This is a genomic window from Streptomyces sp. NPDC005408, from assembly GCF_040606445.1.
Lineage (GTDB): Bacteria > Actinomycetota > Actinomycetes > Streptomycetales > Streptomycetaceae > Streptomyces.
The window spans coordinates 140014-153182 of sequence record NZ_JBEXEX010000009.1 but is presented as its reverse complement, the minus strand read 5'-3'; the positions used below and the strand labels follow the sequence as shown (position 1 = coordinate 153182).

Sequence of the window (13169 nt, the reverse complement as noted above, 5' to 3'; positions counted from 1 at the left end):
GTACTGTGGACGGTCCGTTCGCAGAGAGGAAGCACCGATGGCCGTACGCCGGGTCGTGCCCGACATCCGGACCAAGTCCATGGAGGAGAGCCGGGAGTTCTACGGCCTCATCGGTCTTGAGGAGGTCATGAACCACGGCTGGGTCATGACGCTCGCATCCCCCGCCAACCCCACCGCCCAGCTGACCTTCGCCACTCACGACGCGACCGCGCCTGTCACGGCCGACATGAGCATCGAGGTGGACGACGTCGACGCGGTGTACGCGGCGATGCTGGAGCGGGGCGCGGAGATCGTGCACTCGCTGCGGGACGAGGAGTGGGGCGTGCGCCGGTTCTTCGTACGCGATCCCAACGGCCGGGTCGTCAACGTCGTCAGCCACCCGCACTGACCGCGGTCCAAGCGGGTGCGTCCGCCTCAAGCCGACGCAGCCGCTCGCTGTCACAGGTCCGTGGGCAGGTGCTGCAGGCCTCGGTGGGGCGGATCGAGTAGTAGAGGCAGCAGCCGAGCCGGGTCCGGGTGAGGTGCGGCTGACCCTCCCGGCCGGTCAGCCGGCGGAAGTCGGCGCCGCCGGGGAACGGCGGCAGAGGTCCCGGAAGCAGCTCGCCGGCCGCCCGTACGGCGTGCTCCTCCAGGTCCAGCATGCGGCCGAGGTACCAGATGCCGGAGACCAGGTCGTCGCCGACCATGCCCCACAGCGCCCGCGGCCCGCGCCGCATCTGCGGGCCGATCGCGGCGAGCAAAGGCCGTACATGGTCAACCACCGCGGCTCGCAACTCGGCCCGCAGAGCCTCCTCGTGAGGCAGGACCCGGGCGCCGGGGAGACCGGCCGCCGGATCGTCGGACAGACACGCGAAGCCGCCCGGGACGATGCCGAATGCTCCGGTTGTGAGGCTGAGCCGGACGTCGCCCGGGCGGATCCGCGGCACGCGCCGCTCCAGATACCAGGGCCCGCTCATCAAAAGGCAGACGGACCAGAGATAGGCGTGCAGCGCACGCGAGGCGGCGACATCGCGCCGGGCCGTGTGAGCGTGACGTTCCTGGATTCGCCGGGCCTCGGCGTCGACGAACGCGTCGAGGAATTCCGGACGCTCCGCCAGTTCGGCGCCGTCGGCCCACCCTTGGGCGGCCGTCGTGCCGGGTTTCATGACCTCCACGCTCAAGGACTCGCAGAGCCCGGTGAGCCCTTCATAGGTCGTGGCGAGCAGGGCAGAGCAGCTCACGGCGGGTCCGGCCGGTGCAAACGCCGGGGCCAGGGTCACGGGTACTCCTCAACTCAGGGGAGGTAAGGCAAGGCTCACCTTAACCGCAATGAGGTGCTCTCCTGTCAACCGGGGCCGTGTGGCGGCGAATTGACAGAGTTAGGTATACCTAACTTAGGCTCTTCGCTCGTGTCCCGGAAGAATTTGGGTCACGTCTCCCGGACGGTCCGACTTTGCGCGCGGAAGTGATCCCTTCATGCAGCTGTACCTGCTTGCCCTCAACCCGACCGACTCGGTCACCGAGGGATTCCTTCCAGCCGCCAGGCGGCTCGGCCTCGACATCACCCTGCTCACCGACCAGCCCGAGGCACACCGCGCCGCTCACCCGGACATCGAGCTCCTCGAATGCGACGTGCGCGACTTCCGGGCCGTCATCACCCGCATATCGACCCACCGCCCGCCGGACGCCGTATTCACCAACAGCGACCATCTGCAGACCCAGACCGCCCTTGCCGCCGACTACTTCGGCCTCCCCGCCAAGAGCTGGCAGGCCGCGCTGCGAACCAAGGACAAGGCGGAGATGCGCCGCCACCTCGCTGTCACCGGCATGGACACGGTCCGCTCGGTGGAACTCGCCGCCGGACAGGACCCCGTAACCGCGCTCGCCACGCTTGAAATGCCGTATCCCTGCATCGTCAAACCGCGCGAGGGAGTGGCCAGCGAGGACGTCGTCCTCGTCGACGGGCCCGAGGATCTTGCGTTGCGGTGCAAGGAGATACGGGCGCGCAGGCCGGGGGCCGCTCTGGTCGTCGAGGAGTTCCTGCCCGGCGAGCTGTACACCCTGGAGACGCTCGGCGACGGCCGTGTCCTTCATGTTCTGGGCGGCTTCCGCACCGAGCTGTCCCCACCTCCGTACTTCATCGAGGAGCGCCTGACGTACGTTCCGGCCCATCCGGAGCTCGTCGTCGCGCAGATCCTGGCGCAGCTTGACGCGCTCGGGGTCGGATTCGGCGCCTGCCACACCGAGTTCGTCGTCCATGAAGGACGCGCGCGCATCATTGAGGTCAACTACCGCGCCATCGGGGACCAGTGCGATCTGCTCCTCGCCCGCCTACTGGACATTCCGCTCTTCGAGCACATCCTCAATACGCATCTGGGCGAGCCGCTGCCGACGGACCTGGGGGCGCGGCCCGGTGGCGCGGCCCGGCTCGACTACCCGTGCGCCGACCGCTTCGGAACGCTGACTTCCGCTCCTGTCGCGACCGAACTCACCATGGATGACGTCGAGTTGACATACCGGCCTCTGCGTCAGACCGGTGAGCGGCATGAGCTGCACCGCACCAACCGGGACCTCCTGGGCGTCGTCCGGGCCATCGGCGCCGACCAGCGGAGCGTGGACCGGGCCGTCACCGACTTCCTCGCCGCTCACCGCTGGGAGATCACTCCGTGACGGTGACGACCACAGTCGCTTGCCCGGCCGAGACAGACCTCGTTCGCCGCCTGCTCAGTGCGCTGCTGCGCGAGGACGTCGCCGGTCTGCGCACCCGCTCCACCGCGCAGCAGCGCCCCGACGGGGCATGGTTGCGTCTGGAGACGGCGGACGGGGACGCGCTGGAGCTGCCCATACGCGATGACGGATTCCAGTACGAGACCGGCGCCCGTCTGCCCCTGCTGCGCCGGGCGTCCGACGGCAGAGAACTGAGAACCGCCGACGACATCCTGGCCGCGCTCGGCGCGCTCGCGGACCCCGAGGACCGCGGCGGTTTCGACGCCCTCGCCGACGAATGCCGCCAGACGCTCGACACCCTCCGGCTGCATGCCGTCACGCACGACGAGGTCACGGCGATGCTCGGCGCCCGGTACGGCGCCGACCCCGCGGACTGGACCGGCTGTGCGGGCGGACCGGCCCACGACACACTCGCCGCCCGGCTCGACCATCCCGTCTACCCGACCGCGCGTGGCCGCCTGGGACTCACCACGGCCCAACTCGGTTCGTACGCACCGGAGTTCCACCCCCGATTCGCTCTGCGCTGGCTCGCCGTTCCCAAGGAAGCGGTCACCACCCGGGGCATGAATGGGTCCGCGGGCCCGGCCGACGCCTGGCCCACCCCGTCGACGCTCGGCCTGCCGGAGCTCGACGAGAGCCACTTCGCCATCCCCGTGCACCCGCTGACCGTGGGCGAACCGCTGCGGGACGCGCTGCGCGCCACCGGACTGGAGGGCAGGGCGGTGCCGGCCGACCGTCCCCACCTGGAGGTCGTACCGACCCTGTCGATGCGGACCGTGGCCCTCGCCGCGTACCCCGATCTCCATCTCAAACTACCCCTTGCCACTGCCACGTTGGGCCTGCGCAACCGGCGCACCATCAAGCCCGGCACACTCGTCGACGGCGCGGCGGTCCAGCGCCTGCTGCACACGGTGATCGCCCGCGAGCCGCGCTTCGGGGCCAGCGTCCTGCACGCCGACGAGACCTGCTTCGCCCACGCCGGTCATGAACTACTCGCCGTACTGCTGCGGCGCTACCCGGCCGGTCTGGACGACGCCGTCGTCGTGCCGCTGGCGGCCCTGCTGAGCGAAGCACCGGGCGGGCGGCTGCTGATCGACCACCTCGCCGACCGCTTCCACGGCGGCGACCCACTCGCTCTCCTCGACGCCATGCTCACCCTGCTCTTCGACTGGCAGACGACGCTCTTCGGGTACGGAATCGCCCTGGAGTCCCACCAGCAGAACATCTCGCTGGTGCTGGACACGCACGCCCGCCGCACCCGGATCAGGCTGCTGCTCAAGGACAACGACGGACCACGCATCAATACGGTCCGGATGCGCGCTGCCCTCGGCGCGGACGCGCCCGACCCGTCCGAGTACGACGACGCGCGGATCTTCTGTGACAGCGACAAGCCGGTCGTCGATCTGTTCACCACCATCACGGTCCATCTCTGCGCGGGGGCCTACGCCTTCGGTCTCGCCCGCCACGGCCGCGCCCCGCTCGACCGGCTGCTGGGTCTCGTACGCGACCGGCTGTCCGAAGCGGTGGAGCGGCTCGGGACCCGGCCCGGGCAGCCCGGCGCCGTAATGCGCGAACACGTCCTGGACGCGCCGCGCCTGCCGGTCAAGGCGATGGTGACCGCGGGCACCCTGCTCACCAAGGAGCGTTCGGGGGCTTCCGACATCAACAAGCACTACACCACCGGTCCCAACTATCTGTCTCCGGAGGTGTGAGCGCATGCCCGGCACACAACCCGTCTGCCGCCCGACGGAGCCGGTGAGGTCCGCCGCCCGGACCGTGCTGCCCACCGCCGACGAGGCCGTGGCCCACACCCTCCTCAACTGTCTGCTCCGCGAGGTCTCAGGGCCCGAGCACGAGACCGCCGTCATCGACGGCCATCTGCTGCTGCGTCTGCCACGACGCGGTGTGCTGCTGAGGGTGGCCGTTCGGCGTACGTCCCTCATCGGGGCGCACCGCTTCACGGGCCCGGTCACCGAACAGACCGGCAGCGGCTGGTCCGAGCTCGGCTGGCGCCGCCTCGCCGAATACACCCACGCCGAGCTGACGCTCCGTACCGGCGCACGCAATGACGAATTCCTGGCCCAGGTCGACGCAAGCCATCAGGGCGTCAGCGCCGCCCTGGCCGCGCCGCCCCCCACCCCGGACCGGAGCCCGCTCGCCATGTACCTGGCTTCCGAGCAGTCTCTCGGGCTCGGCCACCGCTTCCACCCCACCCCCAAGGCCCGCAGCGGCGCCCCCGCCCTCTGGTCCGCCTACGCCCCAGAGGCCGCGGCCTCCTTCCCGCTCCGGCTGCTCGCCGTACGGGAGCAGCTGATCGTCGAGGAGTCGGCCGAGCCGGGCGCGACCGATCCGCTGGACCGGCTGGCGGCGGTGCCCGAGGGCTACCGGCTGCTGCCCGCACACCCCTGGCAGTACGAACTGCTCCATGAACACCCGTCGTTGCGGGCGGCCCTGGCCCGGGGTGACATCCTCGACCTCGGCCGCGGCAGCACCCTGTTCACCGCCACCGCGTCCGTACGCACCCTCTACGACGGCAACAGCTTCCTGAAGTTCAGCCTCAATGTCCGCATCACCAACTGCCTGCGCAAAAACGCCAGTTACGAACTCGCGGGCGCGGTCGCCCTCACCCGCCTGCTCGAACCCGCCCTCGCCGACCTGGCCACCCGCTTCCCCGGCAGCGGCATGCTCCGCGAACCCGCCTATCGCAGCCTCGCACTCCCCGGCCCGGACGGCCGGCCCGATCTCGAACTCCTCGAAGGCTTCGGCGTGATCGTCCGCGAAGGACTCGACGGCCTTATCCTGCCCGGCACCACCCCTCTGCTGGCAGCCGCCGTCGCCGACGAGTACCCCACGGGCCCCGCCCATATTTCCCGGCTCCTGGCGGACTCGGACCCAGCGAGCGCCCTGAGATGGTGGCGGGACTACCTGGCGCTGCTCCTCCCACCCGTCCTCGCCGCCTACTTCGACCACGGACTCGTCCTCGAACCGCACCTTCAGAACGTCGTCGTCTGCGTCGACGCCGACGGCAGACCCGCCCAGGTCCTGTTCCGGGATCTGGAAGGCACCAAACTCGTCCCCGAGCACCACGTGGACACCCTCGCCGCGCTCCCGCCCGACGTCGCGGGCCCGCTGACGTACGACGCCGAGCGCGGCTGGGACCGAGTCGTCTACTGCCTCGTGGTGAACCATCTGTCCGAACTGCTCGCCGCGCTCGCCGACCTGCACCCGCAGACCGAGCCCGCGCTGTGGTCCCTGGTCCGCCGGGCGCTCCAGGAGTACGCGGACGAGCACGGCTGCCCACCCCGTCTCGGCGCCCTGCTGGCGGGGGCGCCGCTGCCCGCCAAGGCCAATCTGCTCACCCGCTGGGAGCGCACGGCCGACCGCGAGGCGGGCTACGTCCGCCTGAATTCCCCTTTTGCCGTACATGAGTTCGCCGAGGACGCGCTGTCCGGAGCGACCCGTACCGACGAAGTCTGGAGCGCCCGATGACCCCCCTCACCGAACCGGTGCGCGATCTTGCCCTGTCGCTTCCGGCCCGAAGCCTTCCTGCCTATCTCTACGACCTCGGCGCGCTGCGCGAGCACGCGGCATCCGTCCGCTCGGTGCTGCCCGAGCGTGTCGAGCTGTACTACGCCGCCAAGGCCAACCCGGAGCCGGAGATCCTGGCCGCGCTCGCCCCGTACGTGGACGGCTATGAGGTCTCCTCGGGAGGTGAACTCGCCGAGGTGGCCAAGGTTGTTCCGGAGCGTCCGCTTGCCTTCGGCGGCCCGGGCAAGACACCCGCCGAGATCACCGCGGCGCTGGACCTGGGCGTGGAGCGCTTCCATGTCGAGAGCGTGTATGAGCTCAGGATGCTGGCGGAGCTTGCCTCCCTCCGGACGTTCGCCGCGCCCGTGGGCGTACTGCTGCGCTTCAACCTGCCCCTGGCCGACGGATCGCTGGAGGCGGGCGGCCTGTCCATGGGCGGCCGTCCGACGCCGTTCGGCCTCGACCCGTCCCAGGCGGACGCCGCGGTCCGTCTCCTCACCGACGGCACCTTCCCCCACCTCGACCTCCTCGGCGTCCACGCGCATCTGGCCAGCGGGCTCCGAGCCCCTCAGCAACTCGCCGCGGCCGAGTCGATCGTGACCTGGGCCGCGGACCTCGCCGCCCGCCACGGCAGCGACCTGCGCGAGGTGAACGTCGGCGGTGGAATGACCGTCGACTACACCGAGCCCGATGCCCGATTCGACTGGGCCACCTACGGCGCGGGCCTCGCCCGCCTCACCGCGGCCCACCCCGGTCTGACGCTGCGCATCGAGCCGGGCCGCGCGCTGACCGCCTACTGCGGCTGGTACGCCACCGAGGTGCTCGATGTGAAGCCGAGCCACGGCGAGGAGTTCGCGGTCGTCCGGGGCGGCACACACCATCTGCGCACTCCGGCGACGAAGGGCCATGACCAGCCCTGTGTGGTGCTTCCGGTCGACGACTGGCCGCACCCGTGGCCGCGGGCCTCGGCCCAGCAGGAGCGGGTGACTCTGGCCGGTCAGCTCTGCACACCCAAGGACGTCCTCGCCCGGCGGGTCCCGGCGGCGGGTCTGCGGGCGGGCGACCGTGTGGTGTTCGCGCTGGCCGGGGCCTACGCCTGGAACATCTCCCACCACGACTTTCTGATGCACCCACGGCCGGGCTTCCACTTCCTGGGCGCCTGAGCGCCGCCGGGGGCGGCCGCGGCGCGGTGATCGCGGTCGTGCATGCTGACCGGGTGACCGTGCTCTCCGGCTTCCTCCCCATCTGGGCGATCACCGCTGTCGGTTGGGCGGCGGGCCGGTTCAATGTCCTCGGCGGTCAGGCGCAGACCGTGCTGGGGCGCTTCGCCTTCGCGTTCGCCATGCCCGCGCTGCTGTTCCTGACGCTGTCCAGGTCACGCGTCTCCCGGCTGGCCAGTCCGGGCGTTGCGGTGTTCGCGGCCAGCCTCGTGATCGTGTTCGCGGTGGGCATGCTGCTCGGCCGGTGGGTCTTCCGCCGCCGCCAGGCCGACCGGGCCATAGGCGCCATGGCGGGGGCCTACGTCAACTCCGCCAATCTGGGCATTCCCATCGCCGTCCACGTCCTCGACGACGCGTCGTTCGTGATCGCGGCCGCGCTGTTCCAGACGCTGTTCATCACGCCGCTGATCCTGGTGCTCATAGATCTCGATGTACGGCGCGGAGCGCGCGACCGCTGGGGCCGGATCCTGAAGCTTCCGCTGCGTAACCCCATCATCGCGGCGTCCGCCGCCGGGGTGACGGTCGCCATGGTGGGCTGGCGGCTGCCCGCCGAGCTCACCGCTCCGGTCCAGATGCTCGGCGGCGCGGCCGTGCCCGCCGCGCTGTTCGCGCTCGGTATGTCGCTGAACGCGCGGGCGAAGCGTCCCGATGCCACGGGCCGCACGGAAAGGCGCGTGCTGGTGGCCCTCAAGATCGCCGTCCAGCCGCTGCTCGCCTATGCGCTCGCGCGCTGGGGCTTCGGCCTCGGCGGGCACGAGCTGTTCGCCGTGGTGCTCTGCGCCGGTCTTCCGACGGCGCAGAACGCGTTCATCTTCGCCTCCGAGTACCGGCTGAACACGGATCTGGCCAGGGACACCGTCCTGCTGTCCACGCTGCTGTCGATGGGCTCGCTGTCGCTCATCGCCTGGCTGCTGGCCTGATCCGCGGGGGTCAGACGGACGGCGCAGGGTCTGAGGACATCGCCGCTGCCATCCTCAGATGCGGCCCGGCCTCCTCGGGCCGTCCCTGGCGCTCCAACGTGCGCCCGAGCATCAGCCGCGCGTAGTGCTCCACCGGGCTGAGTTCCAGGACGGCGCGCAGCTCGGCCTCGGCCAGGCGCAGCCGCGCCGAGTGGTAGTACGCGCGGGCGAGCAGCAGACGTGGCGCGATCTGCTCCGGCGCCTCGGCGACGAGACCACCGAGGATGCGGGCCGCCGTGACGTACTCCTTGGCGTCGAAGAACAACTTGGCCCGGTCCCACCGCTCCGCGGGGGTGCCGTACTCGTAGTACGTCTCGTTCACGTGCTCTCCTCCTCGGAGTCTCGGTCTGCTGCTTGCATGGGGCACAACACAGAGAGATGGTTGAATATTCCACTATCATTTGGGCGTGGGGACTGACGGCTCACGCCCGTACAGGAATAGGTTGAGCGCCATGAGCAATCTCGATCGTCAGGCCGCCCTCTCCGTCTGCGGCGGTCGTGGCTTCGTCGTCGCCGAGCCCGTCCGTGAACTTCTCAGCCCCCGCCGGGTCCAGCTCGGCGAGTCCACCGAAGTCCGCCGACTCCTGCCCAACCTCGGCCGCCGGATGGTCGGCGCCTGGGCCTTCGTCGATCACTACGGGCCCGACGACATCGCCGACGAGCCCGGCATGCAGGTCCCGCCCCACCCGCACATGGGCCTGCAGACCGTCAGCTGGCTCCACGAAGGCGAGGTGCTGCACCGCGACAGCACCGGCAGCCTCGCCACCGTCCGGCCGCGCGAGCTCGGCCTGATGACCTCCGGCCGCGCCATCAGCCACTCCGAGGAGAGCCCCAAGCCGCACGCGCGTTTCCTGCACGGAGCCCAGCTCTGGGTCGCGCTCCCCGACGAGCACCGGAACGTCGAACCGCACTTCCAGCACCACACCGGCCTGCCGACGGTCACCGCGCCCGGCCTGACCGCCACGGTCATCCTCGGCGAACTCGCCGGCGCCGCCTCGCCCGGCACCACCTACACCCCGCTCGTCGGCGCCGACCTGGCGCTCACCCGGGGCGCCGACCTGAACCTGCCACTGGACCCCGACTTCGAGTACGCCGTACTCGCCATGTCGGGCGAGACCCACGTCGACGGAGTGCCCGTACTGCCCGGCTCGATGCTCTATCTGGGCTGCGGCCGCACCGAACTCCCGCTGCGTGCCGAGTCCGACGCCGGTCTGATGCTCCTCGGCGGCGAGCCGTTCGAGGAGGAGATCGTCATGTGGTGGAACTTCGTGGGCCGTTCGCACGAGGAGATCGAGCGGGCTCGCTCGGACTGGATGACCGGCTCCCGCTTCGGCGAGGTGAAGGGCTACGACGGGGACCGGCTGTCCGCTCCCGAACTCCCGCCGGTGGCGCTGAAACCGCGAGGAAGGGTGCGCTGACCCGGGGCTCTTCGCTGCGGACGGCGGGATGCGAGCCGGAACCGCGCGGCGTAAGCCCTTCGTCCGTCATGTGAGACACCGGGCGCGATACAAGAAGGCCCTCTTGACGCTGCCCCAGGGCCGCTCGACACTCCGTACCAGGATCCCTGGCGAATGGGTGGGAAATCATGGGGCGTCTGGAGTCGGCCACCGACCGTGCCGTCCGCATGCGTCGGCTGACTCTCCTTCTGACCTCCCGCCGCCACATCGATCTGCTTCGTGTCTGCAGCGCGGCGAGTCCTCTGCGCTGATCCGTCGGCACCGCATATACGCCGCCGCGTAGGCGTACGCGCCGATGTCGCGCGCCCATCACCCGACGCCCGCCGTGCGTCCGCGAACCAGAACCGGAACCCGGGGAGACTCATGTCCGCCACACCCCTGACAGCTGTGCCGTCCTCACTGCCCCTGCCGCCGTTCCGGGGCAGGATCGGCTGTGACACGCGCAGCGGCTACTACGCCGCCCCGCGCCGCTACCGCCTTCACCTCTCACTGTCCTGCCCGCACTGTCTGCGGATCGCCGTGACACACAGCTTGCTCGGCCTCGACGACATCCTCCCGGTGACGCTGCTGCCGGCGGTCCCCGATGGACCCGGAGGTGGACACTTCACGCTGCGCCCGCTGTACGAGGCCAGTTCGCACCGGTACGCCGGAGCGGCCGCGGCACCGGTGCTCAGCGACGACTGGACGGGACGGATCGTCAGCACACACACCCCCGACATCCTGCGCGACCTGGCCCGACGTTTCGGCGGCGGCCCCGACTGTCCCGCGCTGTACCCGCACGGTGCGGAAGCGGAGATTGCGGCCGTCGGACGTCTGTGTGAGCAGGGCATCAACGAAGCCGCACAGCGCGCCGGGCAGGCCGGCGCGGACCGCACGGCGCGTGACACCGCCCTCGGCTCCCTGCTCCGCGTACTGGATTCATTGGAGCGGCGGCTCACCCCCCAGGACTACATCCTGGGCGACGAACTAACCGCTGCCGATGTGCAGTTGTGGGTGACCCTGGTGCAGCTCGACACCGTGCACCGCTGGCACCTGGACGCCGCCGCGGTGCGCCGCATCGCCGACCATCCGCACCTGTGGTCCTACGCACGGCGACTGGCCGCCCACCCCGCCTTCGGCTCCCGCCTCGACCTCGACGGCATCGCCCGCAGGCACCACGCGCACTGCCGGGGGCTGGAGGCCGCCGGGGCGGCGGTGCAGATCCTGGACTGGGCGGCACACGCACCGGGCAGGGCGACGGCCCAGCTCGGCTGAGCACGTTGGACCCGCTCGCCCGAACAACCCGTCGGGCGAGCGGGGAGGTCAAATCCTCGGCGGACGAGGCGGAACTGCGCGAACTCCTCGCAGTACCGGGCCGCGTTGTGCCGATCGTCCTGGGCCGCGCGGCGGGAGCCCGCCGGCTCCTCGACGTACGACAGAACGCGAAGGACTGACGGGCTGCCGGGAGCCGTGCAGGAACAGCACCGAATTGACGTACCGCCGCCGGAACGGGCTGAGGCTGCGGCGCACGAGTCCGTGCTCGGCGACCTGTGCCGTCAGGGACTGGTGGCCCGGCAGATCGAAATCGGACAGCGGCAGCCAGTCGCGGCCGGGCAGCACCCAGCCCCGGTAGCCGTGGTGGGCGAGCAGGTCCAGGACCGGTTCCAGTGGCCCGATGCGGGTCTCCAGCTCGATGAAGAGCGCGGGGCGGTCACGGACCAGGATCTCCTCGGCGCCGCGCAGGACGTTCAGTTCGCTGCCGTCCACATCGATCTTGATCAGAGTGACGCTGTGCAGACCGAGACTGTCGAGCCGGACGCAGGGCACCGGTATCGATCGGGCGTGCATGTCCCGGCGGACGAGTGACGAGACACCACGGTTGCCGCAGTCGCCCGGCGGCAGCCACAGTTGCGCCGTGCCGCCGTCGTGGTCCGTGGCGGCCGCGTTCACCACGTCCACATGGGCGGGACTGGTGGCGGCCAGCAGGCGGGCCAGGTGGGGGACCGGCTCGACTGCCACCACCCGGTCGGCCCGCCGGGCAAGTCGCTGGGTCCACGGGCCGTACCAGCCGCCGACATCCACCGCCAGGCCGCCGGTCGGGCAGAAGTCGGCCAGGCGGCGCAGCTCGGGCTCGTACCGCGGATACAGCAGAGCGACGCCCGCGGAGATCAGTGCGGGCGGCAGATGAGGGGCGAGCCTGGCGGCGAGTGTCATGGACCGATCCGCTTGAGGATCCGTTCGTGCTCCTCGTCCGGCACCCTGGCACCGGATGAGGGAAGCAGTTGTGGGATCCCGTCGGTGATCGGATAGCGGCGGCGCAGCCGTGGGTTGTAGAGGATCTCCTCGGGCAGGAGCAGCGTCAGCTCTCCCTTGTCGATCGGGCAGGCGATGATCCGGAGCAGGGGATCGTCAGGCTTCATGAGCCAACTCCTTTGTCGGGGTGGGGGGTTCGTCATGACGCGGAAGCATCAGCAGTACGGATACGGCGAGTGCGGTGCCGCCGAGCCGCAGTGCGAGCCGCAGGGGGTCGTCCGGCAGGGACTCGCCGAACACGAACGTGCCGAGCGCCGCCGTGAACAGGCACGTGACGGTGGTGCACACGGGCACGATCAGAGAGGCCCGGCAGCGCTGCAGCGCGGTCTGGGACAGGATCAGGCCGGTGACCGATGTGACCATCAGGATGTACGGATACGGGGACTTCAGCAGGCCGAGGACCTCGCCGCCGATGCCTCGGGTCGTCAGATGACCGGAGACCCCCTTGATGGCGAGCGAGCTGACGCCGTACAACAGGCCGACCGCAACGCCGTATTCGACGCCGGCCGTCGGCAGCCGGTGACGGCGGCGGGCCCGGCGTTCCACCGACCGGTACAGCCACAGGCCCGCCGCGAGCGCGGGCACGCAGATCAGCAGGACACGGCGGGACGAGGCGTGTTCGCCGACAGCGTCGGTGTCCTGGAGGGAGGCCACGACCATCAGCAGGGCGAGGGTGATCATGACCACGCCGCGCCGCTCGCGACCGCTGGGGCGCTCGCCCAGCACGACCGAGGACAGCAGCAGGAGCAGCACGAGACCGGAGACGAAGATGCCCTGCGCGGCCGCAATGGGAAGGGTGCGGTAGACGGCGAGCTGCGCTGCGAAGCCTGCGGCGAGCGCGAGCGAACCGACGAGCCACAACGGGCTGCCGATGAGCACCCGTACGACTTTGGCCGGTTGTCCCGTGCTCAGTCGCGGCAGGCCGGACAGGGCCCGCTTCTCGAGTACGAAGCCGGTGCTGTAGAAGACGTTGGCCAGCAGGGCCGATGCCACCCCCCACCACATGC

13 protein-coding genes are annotated in these 13169 nt (G+C 70.6%); 8 read left to right on the top strand and 5 right to left on the bottom strand.

The window, feature by feature from the left end; all coding sequences use genetic code 11:
* The first annotated feature begins 37 nt into the window (after nt 1-37).
* Nucleotides 38-388 carry a VOC family protein gene (locus ABZS64_RS12225; RefSeq protein ID WP_355826965.1) on the top strand — a complete coding sequence of 117 codons (351 nt, stop codon included), beginning with the start codon at nt 38-40 and terminating at the stop codon, nt 386-388.
* On the opposite strand, the gene ABZS64_RS12220 is transcribed toward ABZS64_RS12225, so the two are convergent.
* Entirely contained in the window at nt 372-1259 is an 888-nt protein-coding gene (locus ABZS64_RS12220; protein ID WP_355826962.1) for a (2Fe-2S)-binding protein, read from the bottom strand. The genes ABZS64_RS12225 and ABZS64_RS12220 overlap by 17 nt on opposite strands.
* A gap of 196 nt (nt 1260-1455) precedes the next feature.
* Between ABZS64_RS12220 and ABZS64_RS12215 the strand changes: the two genes are divergently transcribed.
* From ABZS64_RS12215 to ABZS64_RS12195, 5 genes are read left to right on the top strand one after another with little or no spacing between them, the layout of a single operon-like run.
* Complete coding sequence (locus ABZS64_RS12215; protein WP_355826959.1) at nt 1456-2649, top strand: ATP-grasp domain-containing protein; 1194 nt, start codon at nt 1456-1458, stop codon at nt 2647-2649.
* A complete protein-coding gene (locus ABZS64_RS12210; protein ID WP_355826956.1) occupies nt 2646-4418 on the top strand; it encodes an IucA/IucC family protein in 1773 nt (590 codons plus the stop codon). The genes ABZS64_RS12215 and ABZS64_RS12210 overlap by 4 nt, the downstream gene beginning before the upstream one ends.
* Before the next feature lie 4 nt (nt 4419-4422).
* On the top strand, nt 4423-6195 hold the full coding sequence (locus tag ABZS64_RS12205) for an IucA/IucC family protein (RefSeq protein ID WP_355826953.1): 1773 nt from the start codon (nt 4423-4425) through the stop codon (nt 6193-6195).
* Nucleotides 6192-7397 carry a type III PLP-dependent enzyme gene (locus ABZS64_RS12200; RefSeq protein WP_355826950.1) on the top strand — a complete coding sequence of 402 codons (1206 nt, stop codon included), beginning with the start codon at nt 6192-6194 and terminating at the stop codon, nt 7395-7397. Before ABZS64_RS12205 ends, ABZS64_RS12200 begins: the two co-directional genes overlap by 4 nt.
* A gap of 53 nt (nt 7398-7450) precedes the next feature.
* Nucleotides 7451-8374, top strand: a complete 924-nt coding sequence (locus ABZS64_RS12195; protein WP_355826947.1) for an AEC family transporter — start codon at nt 7451-7453, stop codon at nt 8372-8374.
* 10 nt (nt 8375-8384) lie between these two features.
* Here the strand turns inward: ABZS64_RS12195 and ABZS64_RS12190 are convergent, their stop codons facing one another.
* Nucleotides 8385-8735 (bottom strand): tetratricopeptide repeat protein, encoded by a 351-nt coding sequence (locus ABZS64_RS12190; protein WP_355826944.1) that lies wholly within the window; start codon nt 8733-8735, stop codon nt 8385-8387.
* A 130-nt stretch (nt 8736-8865) separates the two neighbouring features.
* On the opposite strand from ABZS64_RS12190, the gene ABZS64_RS12185 reads away from it, so the two are divergent.
* Complete coding sequence (locus tag ABZS64_RS12185) at nt 8866-9831, top strand: pirin family protein (protein WP_355826941.1); 966 nt, start codon at nt 8866-8868, stop codon at nt 9829-9831.
* 402 nt (nt 9832-10233) lie between these two features.
* Nucleotides 10234-11124, top strand: coding sequence for a glutathione S-transferase C-terminal domain-containing protein (locus ABZS64_RS12180; protein ID WP_355826938.1), 891 nt, complete (start codon nt 10234-10236; stop codon nt 11122-11124).
* Nucleotides 11125-11172: 48 nt separating this feature from the next.
* Here the strand turns inward: ABZS64_RS12180 and ABZS64_RS12175 are convergent, their stop codons facing one another.
* The 3 genes from ABZS64_RS12175 to ABZS64_RS12165 are packed head-to-tail and all read right to left on the bottom strand — an operon-like array spanning nt 11173 to nt 13167.
* Nucleotides 11173-12063 (bottom strand): FkbM family methyltransferase, encoded by an 891-nt coding sequence (locus ABZS64_RS12175; RefSeq protein WP_355826936.1) that lies wholly within the window; start codon nt 12061-12063, stop codon nt 11173-11175.
* A complete protein-coding gene (locus ABZS64_RS12170) occupies nt 12060-12269 on the bottom strand; it encodes a Trm112 family protein (protein WP_355826933.1) in 210 nt (69 codons plus the stop codon). The genes ABZS64_RS12175 and ABZS64_RS12170 overlap by 4 nt, the downstream gene beginning before the upstream one ends.
* Nucleotides 12259-13167: a DMT family transporter gene (locus ABZS64_RS12165; RefSeq protein ID WP_355826930.1), complete on the bottom strand. Its 909-nt coding sequence runs from the start codon at nt 13165-13167 to the stop codon at nt 12259-12261. The genes ABZS64_RS12170 and ABZS64_RS12165 overlap by 11 nt, the downstream gene beginning before the upstream one ends.
* Nucleotides 13168-13169: the final 2 nt, after the last annotated feature.

Bases quoted from the DNA above. Each gene is read 5' to 3' on its own strand.
- ABZS64_RS12225 (WP_355826965.1), top strand. From the start codon at position 38: ATGGCCGTACGCCGGGTCGTGCCCGACATCCGGACCAAGTCCATGGAG.
- ABZS64_RS12215 (WP_355826959.1), top strand. From the start codon at position 1,456: ATGCAGCTGTACCTGCTTGCCCTCAACCCGACCGACTCGGTCACCGAG.
- ABZS64_RS12205 (WP_355826953.1), top strand. From the start codon at position 4,423: ATGCCCGGCACACAACCCGTCTGCCGCCCGACGGAGCCGGTGAGGTCC.
- ABZS64_RS12200 (WP_355826950.1), top strand. From the start codon at position 6,192: ATGACCCCCCTCACCGAACCGGTGCGCGATCTTGCCCTGTCGCTTCCG.
- ABZS64_RS12185 (WP_355826941.1), top strand. From the start codon at position 8,866: ATGAGCAATCTCGATCGTCAGGCCGCCCTCTCCGTCTGCGGCGGTCGT.
- ABZS64_RS12180 (WP_355826938.1), top strand. From the start codon at position 10,234: ATGTCCGCCACACCCCTGACAGCTGTGCCGTCCTCACTGCCCCTGCCG.
- ABZS64_RS12175 (WP_355826936.1), bottom strand. From the start codon at position 12,063: ATGACACTCGCCGCCAGGCTCGCCCCTCATCTGCCGCCCGCACTGATC.
- ABZS64_RS12170 (WP_355826933.1), bottom strand. From the start codon at position 12,269: ATGAAGCCTGACGATCCCCTGCTCCGGATCATCGCCTGCCCGATCGAC.
- ABZS64_RS12165 (WP_355826930.1), bottom strand. From the start codon at position 13,167: ATGTGGTGGGGGGTGGCATCGGCCCTGCTGGCCAACGTCTTCTACAGC.